Source organism: Streptomyces sp. NPDC001027, assembly GCF_040299045.1.
Lineage (GTDB): Bacteria > Actinomycetota > Actinomycetes > Streptomycetales > Streptomycetaceae > Streptomyces.
Genome location: NZ_JBEPBI010000311.1, coordinates 1 through 7580, shown reverse-complemented (window position 1 = coordinate 7580; position 7580 = coordinate 1). Strand labels below are relative to the sequence as shown.

The 7580-nt window shown below is 70.9% G+C and carries 6 protein-coding genes; 4 read left to right on the top strand and 2 right to left on the bottom strand.

Annotation, left to right across the window (positions count from 1 at the left end):
* On the bottom strand, positions 1–194 hold a 194-nt coding region (locus tag ABT300_RS39020), incomplete at its 3' end, for a hypothetical protein (RefSeq protein WP_351686419.1).
* Positions 195–382: 188 nt separating this feature from the next.
* Complete coding sequence (locus ABT300_RS39015) at positions 383–1396, bottom strand: LacI family DNA-binding transcriptional regulator (protein ID WP_351686416.1); 1014 nt, start codon at positions 1394–1396, stop codon at positions 383–385.
* A 444-nt stretch (positions 1397–1840) separates the two neighbouring features.
* Here ABT300_RS39015 and ABT300_RS39010 point away from each other — a divergent pair, with 444 nt between their 5' ends.
* From ABT300_RS39010 to ispG, 4 genes are all read left to right on the top strand, one after another.
* A complete protein-coding gene (locus ABT300_RS39010; protein ID WP_351686414.1) occupies positions 1841–3814 on the top strand; it encodes an acyl-CoA dehydrogenase family protein in 1974 nt (657 codons plus the stop codon).
* Between the two features lie 83 nt (positions 3815–3897).
* Positions 3898–5151 carry a 1-deoxy-D-xylulose-5-phosphate reductoisomerase gene (gene dxr / locus ABT300_RS39005; protein WP_351686412.1) on the top strand — a complete coding sequence of 418 codons (1254 nt, stop codon included), beginning with the start codon at positions 3898–3900 and terminating at the stop codon, positions 5149–5151.
* Complete coding sequence (locus ABT300_RS39000) at positions 5148–6452, top strand: M50 family metallopeptidase (protein ID WP_351686409.1); 1305 nt, start codon at positions 5148–5150, stop codon at positions 6450–6452. Before dxr ends, ABT300_RS39000 begins: the two co-directional genes overlap by 4 nt.
* Positions 6453–6678: 226 nt before the next feature.
* Positions 6679–7580 (top strand): flavodoxin-dependent (E)-4-hydroxy-3-methylbut-2-enyl-diphosphate synthase (gene ispG, locus ABT300_RS38995; protein WP_351686407.1); only part of this gene is annotated, 902 nt, incomplete at its 3' end.

Genomic DNA, 7580 nt, shown 5'->3' with positions numbered 1-7580 from the left:
CCGGGCAGTCCTTCGAGGATCGGTCCGCCGAGCCGGGCGCGCACCCGGACGGCGTCCGGGCCCCACGGCTCGACCCGCAGGGTCTCCTGGCGGCCGCTCCACTCCAGCGCGCCGTCGCGCTCCCGGAAGATGCCGACCGTGGGCGACGACTGCGCGAGGCTGACCTGGGGCTGGTTTTCGGCAGGCTGGTTCACGTGGAGTGCTCCTTGAAGGAGTGCAGACAGGAGTGAAACAGGGGGTGCGGGCACGGGGGCGCCCCGGCGGGACGCGAGGGGCGGCGGGCGCACCGAGGGGCGGCGGTCGAGGGCAGGGACGGCGATCTGGGACAGGGACGGCGGTCGAGGACCGAGAAGCGGGGGTGGGGGACGGCGGGGGCGCGGAGTCAGGCCCCGGAGGGCGCCGGGCCCGTGCTCGCCCGGACTGTCAGCTCGGGCGCGATGAGCACGACTTCGTCGCCGCCGCGCCCCTCCAGCTTGGTGACGAGGCGTTCCACGGCGTGCCGGCCCATCTCCTGGGCGGGGATGACGACCGAGGTCAGCCGCACGGACGCCTGGACGGCGACCTGATCGGGGCAGATCGCCACCACCGACACGTCCTCCGGGACGGCCCGGCCCTGCTGCCGCAGCAGCGCGAGCAGCGGCTCGACCGCCGACTCGTTCTGCACGACGAAGCCGGTGGTGCCCGGCCGCTCGTCGAGGACCCGGGCCAGTGTCACCGCCATCGCGTCGTACCCGCCCTCGCACGGGCGGTGCAGCAGCCGCAGGCCCAGTTCGCCGGCCCGGCGCCGGAGGCCGTCGAGGGTGCGTTCGGCGAAGCCGGTGTGCCGTTCGTAGACCGCGGGCGCCTCGCCGATGACCGCGATGTCGCGGTGCCCCAGCGTCGCCAGGTGCTCCACGCACAGCGCGCCGGTCGCCGCGAAGTCCAGATCCACGCAGGTCAGGCCGGTGGTGTCGGCGGGCAGCCCGATCAGCACGGAGGGCTGGTCGGTGGAGCGCAGCAGCGGCAGCCGCTCGTCGTCCAGCTCGACGTCCATCAGGATCATCGCGTCGGCGAGCCCGCTGCCGGTGACGCGGCGGACGGCGTCGGGCCCCTCCTCGCCGGTCAGCAGCAGGACGTCGTACCCGTGCGTGCGCGCCGTGGTGGCCACCGCGATGGCGATCTCCATCATCACCGGCACGTAGATGTCGGTGCGCAGCGGGATCATCAGCGCGATGATGTTGGACCGGCTGCTGGCCAGTGCGCGGGCGCCCGCGTTCGGGTGGTAGCCGAGTTCGCGGATGCTCTGTTCGACGCGCTGCCTGGTCGTCGTCGAGATGGACCGCTTGCCACTGAGGACATAGCTCACCGTGCTCGCCGAGACTCCGGCGTGCTGGGCGACCTCGGCGAGGGTGACCATCCAGCTCTCCAAGTTTGTGAAGCGCTTCGACAGTGCGCATTGCGAACAAGGGCGGGTGAGAGTGGTTCGACAGTAGCCCCAGAGGGGATGGGTGTCCATAGGTTGTCGAAGCGCTTCGACACAGAGTTGCCGCAGGAAGGGGAAGGAACAGTACGGGAACGTACGGGAACCCCTCGCGGGATGGACGCACACCCGTTCGGCGCACCCCGCCCGACGGGGGAGGCGGCGCCTTCCGGACGGCCCCGGGTCGCACCCGCACACCGGGATCGGCCGGGTTCCGCCGGGGCGCGGGCCGCTCGCGACCGGCGGGCGCCCGGGGCCGCGGCCGGCCGGACGCGCGCACGCGGGGTGGCCACCTCGGCCCGGATCGGGTACCAACGATCGGGTAGCACCGATCGGTAACCAATGTGGTCCGAGATCCCGATTCGCGGCGAGGTGAGCCTCATGTCCGCACCACCCCTCAAGAAACCCACCGTCACCGAACGCGAGGCCCGCCAGGTCGCCGAGGCCGCGCGGGAACAGGACTGGCGCAAGCCCAGCTTCGCCAAGGAACTGTTCCTGGGCCGTTTCCGGCTCGACCTCATCCACCCTCACCCGGTCCCCTCCGCCGAGGCCGTCCGGCGCGGCGAGGCGTTCCTGGCCAAGCTCCGCGCCTTCTGCGACACACAGGTGGACGCGGCCCGCATCGAGCGCGAGGCCCGGATCCCCGACGAGGTGATCGCCGGACTCAAGGAGCTCGGCGCCCTCGGCATGAAGATCGACCCCAAGTACGGCGGCCTCGGCCTGACCCAGGTCTACTACAACAAGGCGCTGGCCCTGATCGGTTCGGCCAGCCCCGCGATCGGCGTGCTCCTGTCGGCGCACCAGTCGATCGGCGTGCCGCAGCCGCTGAAGATGTTCGGCACCCCCGAGCAGAAGCAGAAGTTCCTGCCCCGCTGCGCCACCACCGACATCAGCGCCTTCCTCCTCACCGAGCCGGACGTCGGCTCCGACCCGGCCCGCCTCGCCACCAGCGCGGTGCCCGAGGACGGGGGCTCCTCCCGCTCGGGTGATTTCGAGAGTGGGGGACATTACGTCCTCGACGGCGTGAAGCTGTGGACGACGAACGGCGTGGTCGCCGACCTGCTGGTGGTGATGGCCCGGGTGCCCAAGAGCGAGGGCCACAAGGGCGGCATCACCGCCTTCGTGGTGGAGAGCGACTCACCCGGCATCACCGTCGAGAACCGCAACTCCTTCATGGGCCTTCGCGGCATCGAGAACGGCGTCACCCGCTTCCACCAGGTCCGCGTCCCGGCCGCGAACCGCATCGGGCCCGAGGGCGCGGGCCTCAAGATCGCCCTGACCACCCTCAACACCGGCCGTCTCTCGCTGCCCGCGTCCTGTGTGGCCGCCGGCAAGTGGAGCCTGAAGATCGCCCGAGAGTGGTCGGCCGCCCGCGAGCAGTGGGGCAAGCCCATCGCCCACCACGAGGCGGTCGGCGCGAAGATCAGCTTCATCGCGGCGACGACCTTCGCCCTGGAGGCCGTTCTCGACCTGTCCTCGCAGATGGCCGACGAGGACCGCAACGACATCCGCATCGAGGGCGCGCTGGCCAAGCTCATCGCCTCCGAGATGGGCTGGCGGATGGCCGACGAACTGGTCCAGATCCGCGGCGGCCGCGGTTTCGAGACGGCCGCGTCCCTCGCCGCCCGCGGCGAGCGGGCGGTCCCCGCCGAACAGGTCCTGCGCGACCTGCGGATCAACCGCATCTTCGAGGGCTCGACGGAGATCATGCACCTCCTCATCGCCCGCGAGGCCGTCGACGCCCACCTCACGGTCGCCGGCGACCTCATCGACCCTGACAAGTCCCTCCAGGACAAGGCGAAGGCGGGCGCCGGCGCCGGCGTCTTCTACGCCAAGTGGCTGCCCAAGCTGGTCGCGGGACCGGGACAGCTGCCGTCGTCGTACAACGAGTTCAAGCACGCCGGCGTCGACCTCGCGCCGCATCTGCGGCACGTGGAGCGGCACGCCCGCAAGCTCGCCCGCTCCACGTTCTACGCCATGTCCCGCTGGCAGGGCCGGATGGAGACCAAGCAGGGCTTCCTCGGCCGGATCGTGGACATCGGCGCGGAGCTGTTCGCGATGAGCGCGGCCTGTGTGCGCGCCGAGCTGCTGCGCTCGCGCGGCGAGCACGGCCGCGAGGCCTACCAGCTCGCCGACGCCTTCTGCCGCCAGTCCCGGCTGCGCGTCGACGAGCTCTTCGGCCGTCTGTGGAGCAACACCGACGAGCTGGACCGCAAGGTCGTCAAGGGCGTCATGGCGGGCGCCTACGAGTGGCTCGAGCAGGGCATCGTCGACCCGTCCGGGGACGGCCCGTGGATCGCCGAGGCGGCCCCGGGACCCAGCGAACGGGAGAACGTACACCGCTCGATCGGGTGAGTCGTCGAACGCCGGTGCACAGGGTGTCCTCCTTGGGGGGACACCCTGTCCTGGCGCGCGCACGGTGCGGCGACAATGGGGGGATGAGCGACAGTCCAAGCCCTCTCGCCGACCCGCACCTCGTCTACGACCCCGTCGTGGGCGACGGTCCCAAGGACGTGGTGGTCCTCGGCTCCACCGGCTCGATCGGCACCCAGGCCATCGACCTCGTGCTGCGCAACCCGGACCGGTTCCGGGTGACGGGCCTGTCCGCCAACGGCGGCCGGGTCGCCCTCCTCGCCGAACAGGCCCGGCTGCTGCGGGTGCGGACCGTCGCGGTGGCCCGCGAGGACGTCGTGCCGGCCCTGCGCGAGGCGCTCGCCGCCGAGTACGGCGCGGGTCAGCCGCTGCCCGAGATCCTGGCCGGGCCGGACGCCGCCACCCGGCTCGCCGCCTCCGACTGCCACACCGTCCTCAACGGCATCACGGGCTCCATCGGTCTCGCGCCCACCCTCGCCGCCCTGGAGGCGGGCCGCACCCTCGCGCTCGCCAACAAGGAGTCGCTCATCGTCGGCGGCCCGCTGGTCAAGGCGCTCGCGAAGCCCGGCCAGATCATCCCGGTGGACTCCGAGCACGCGGCCCTCTTCCAGGCCCTGGCCGGCGGCGCCCGGGCCGACGTCCGCAAGCTCGTCGTCACCGCCTCCGGCGGGCCCTTCCGCGGCCGCACCAAGGCGCAGCTGGCGAACGTCACGGTCGAGGACGCCCTCGCCCACCCCACCTGGTCCATGGGCCCGGTGATCACGATCAACTCCGCGACCCTCGTCAACAAGGGCCTGGAAGTCATCGAGGCGCACCTCCTCTACGACATTCCCTTCTCCCGGATTGAGGTGGTCGTGCACCCGCAGTCGTATGTCCACTCGATGGTTGAGTTCACGGACGGATCGACACTGGCCCAGGCGACGCCCCCCGACATGCGCGGGCCCATCGCCATCGGCCTCGGCTGGCCGCAGCGCGTCCCCGACGCGGCGCCCGCCTTCGACTGGAGCACCGCGTCGACCTGGGAGTTCTTCCCGCTCGACGACGAGGCGTTCCCCTCGGTGAACCTGGCCCGGCACGTGGGCGAGCTCGCGGGCACGGCTCCGGCGGTGTTCAATGCCGCAAACGAGGAGTGCGTGGAGGCGTTCCGCAAGGGCGCGCTCCCGTTCAACGGGATCATGGAGACCGTCACCCGGGTCGTGGAGGAGCACGGCACACCGGCGACGGGAACTTCCCTCACCGTGTCGGACGTCCTCGAGGCGGAGACCTGGGCCCGGGCCCGGACACAAGAACTGACGGCTACCGCGGAGGCGCGTGCATGACAGCCCTGATGATGATCCTCGGCATAGTCGTCTTCGTGGTCGGCCTGCTCTTCTCGATCGCCTGGCACGAGCTGGGCCACCTCTCCACGGCCAAGCTCTTCGGCATCAGGGTGCCGCAGTACATGGTCGGCTTCGGCCCCACCCTGTTCTCCCGCAGGAAGGGCGAGACCGAATACGGCTTCAAGGCCATCCCGTTCGGCGGCTACATCCGCATGATCGGCATGTTCCCGCCCGGCGAGGACGGCCGGGTGACGGCCCGCTCCACCTCCCCCTGGCGCGGCATGATCGAGGACGCCCGCTCGGCCGCGTACGAGGAGCTGCAGCCGGGCGACGAGACGCGCATGTTCTACACGCGCAAGCCCTGGAAGCGCGTCATCGTGATGTTCGCGGGCCCCTTCATGAACCTGGTGCTCGCGGTGGGCCTCTTCCTCACCGTCCTGATGGGCTTCGGCATCCAGCAGCAGACCACCACCGTCAGCTCGGTCTCCCCGTGCGTCATCTCGCAGAGCGAGAACCGCGACGCCTGCAAGTCGTCCGACCCGGCCTCCCCGGCCGCGGCCGCCGGCATGAAGCCGGGGGACAAGATCGTCTCCTTCGCCGGTCAGAAGACGGACGACTGGGACAGGCTCTCCGACCTCATCCGGGTCAGCGCCGGCAAGGACGTGGCCATCGTCGTCGACCGCAAGGGCCAGGAGCTGACCCTGCACACGACGATCGCCACCAACCAGGTCGCCAAGAAGGACTCCAGCGGGGCGTACGTCCAGGGCGAGTACGTCAAGGCCGGCTTCCTCGGCTTCAGCGCGGCCACCGGCGTCGTCCAGCAGGACTTCGGCGACTCGGTGTCCTGGATGACCGACCGCGTGGGCGAGGCCGTCGACTCCATCGCCGCCCTCCCCGGCAAGATCCCCGCCCTGTGGAACGCGGCCTTCGACGGCGCGCCCCGCGAGCCCGACTCGCCCATGGGCGTGGTCGGCGCGGCCCGCGTCGGCGGCGAGATCTTCACCCTCGACATCCCGGCCTCGCAGCAGCTCGCGATGGCCGTGATGCTGGTCGCGGGCTTCAACCTCTCCCTGTTCCTGTTCAACATGCTGCCGCTGCTGCCCCTGGACGGCGGACACATCGCGGGCGCCCTGTGGGAGTCGCTGCGCCGCAACCTGGCGAAGCTGCTGCGCAGGCCCGACCCGGGCCCCTTCGACGTGGCGAAGCTGATGCCGGTGGCCTACGTGGTGGCGGGCGTGTTCATCTGCTTCACCGTCCTGGTGCTGATCGCCGACGTGGTGAACCCGGTGAAGATCTCGTAGGGCGGACCCGGGTCACCTCCCTCGTCCGCGGTTCGACACGGCCCGGCGCCACCTCGGCGCCGGGCCGCCTCCGTCGAGTGGGTTTGACGGCCACGGGGGTCCCCCGCGGGGTGGATTCGAGGCGGGGGAGTGCTGGCGCCCGGAGCAGTGCCGTAATCTCGAAGCCTGGAACCCGCCTGAACGACGGGACCTGAGCCTTGATCCACGACTTGGGGTTGCACAGCAGATGACTGCGATTTCTCTCGGCATGCCGTCCGTCCCGACCAAGATCGCCGAGCGCCGCAGGAGCCGGCAGATCCAGGTCGGCTCCGTGGCGGTGGGCGGAGACGCCCCGGTGTCGGTGCAGTCGATGACGACGACGCGCACGTCGGACGTGGGCGCGACGTTGCAGCAGATCGCGGAGCTGACGGCGTCGGGCTGTCAGATCGTGCGGGTGGCGTGTCCGACGCAGGACGACGCGGACGCGTTGTCGACGATCGCGCGCAAGTCGCAGATCCCGGTGATCGCGGACATCCACTTCCAGCCGAAGTACGTGTTCGCGGCGATCGAGGCGGGCTGTGCGGCGGTGCGGGTGAACCCGGGCAACATCAAGCAGTTCGACGACAAGGTGCGTGAGATCGCGAAGGCGGCGAAGGAGCACGGCACGCCGATCCGCATCGGCGTCAACGCGGGCTCGCTGGACCGCCGGCTGCTGCAGAAGTACGGCAGGGCGACCCCGGAGGCGCTGGTGGAGTCCGCTCTGTGGGAGGCGTCCCTGTTCGAGGAGCACGACTTCCGGGACGTCAAGATCTCCGTGAAGCACAACGACCCGGTCGTGATGGTCGAGGCGTACCGGCAGCTCGCCGCGCAGTGCGACTATCCCCTTCACCTGGGCGTGACCGAGGCGGGTCCGGCCTTCCAGGGCACGATCAAGTCGGCGGTCGCGTTCGGGGCGCTGCTCTCGCAGGGCATCGGCGACACCATCCGCGTCTCCCTCTCCGCGCCGCCGGTGGAGGAGGTGAAGGTCGGCAATCAGATCCTGGAGTCGCTGAATCTCAGGCAGCGCGGTCTGGAGATCGTGTCCTGCCCGTCGTGCGGGCGTGCCCAGGTCGACGTCTACAAGCTGGCCGAGGAGGTCACCGCGGGTCT

What these genes read in the sequence shown, in the direction of transcription:
- ABT300_RS39015 (WP_351686416.1), bottom strand. Translation starts at nt 1,396, where the DNA reads ATGGTCACCCTCGCCGAGGTCGCCCAGCACGCCGGAGTCTCGGCGAGC.
- ABT300_RS39010 (WP_351686414.1), top strand. Translation starts at nt 1,841, where the DNA reads ATGTCCGCACCACCCCTCAAGAAACCCACCGTCACCGAACGCGAGGCC.
- dxr (WP_351686412.1), top strand. Translation starts at nt 3,898, where the DNA reads ATGAGCGACAGTCCAAGCCCTCTCGCCGACCCGCACCTCGTCTACGAC.
- ABT300_RS39000 (WP_351686409.1), top strand. Translation starts at nt 5,148, where the DNA reads ATGACAGCCCTGATGATGATCCTCGGCATAGTCGTCTTCGTGGTCGGC.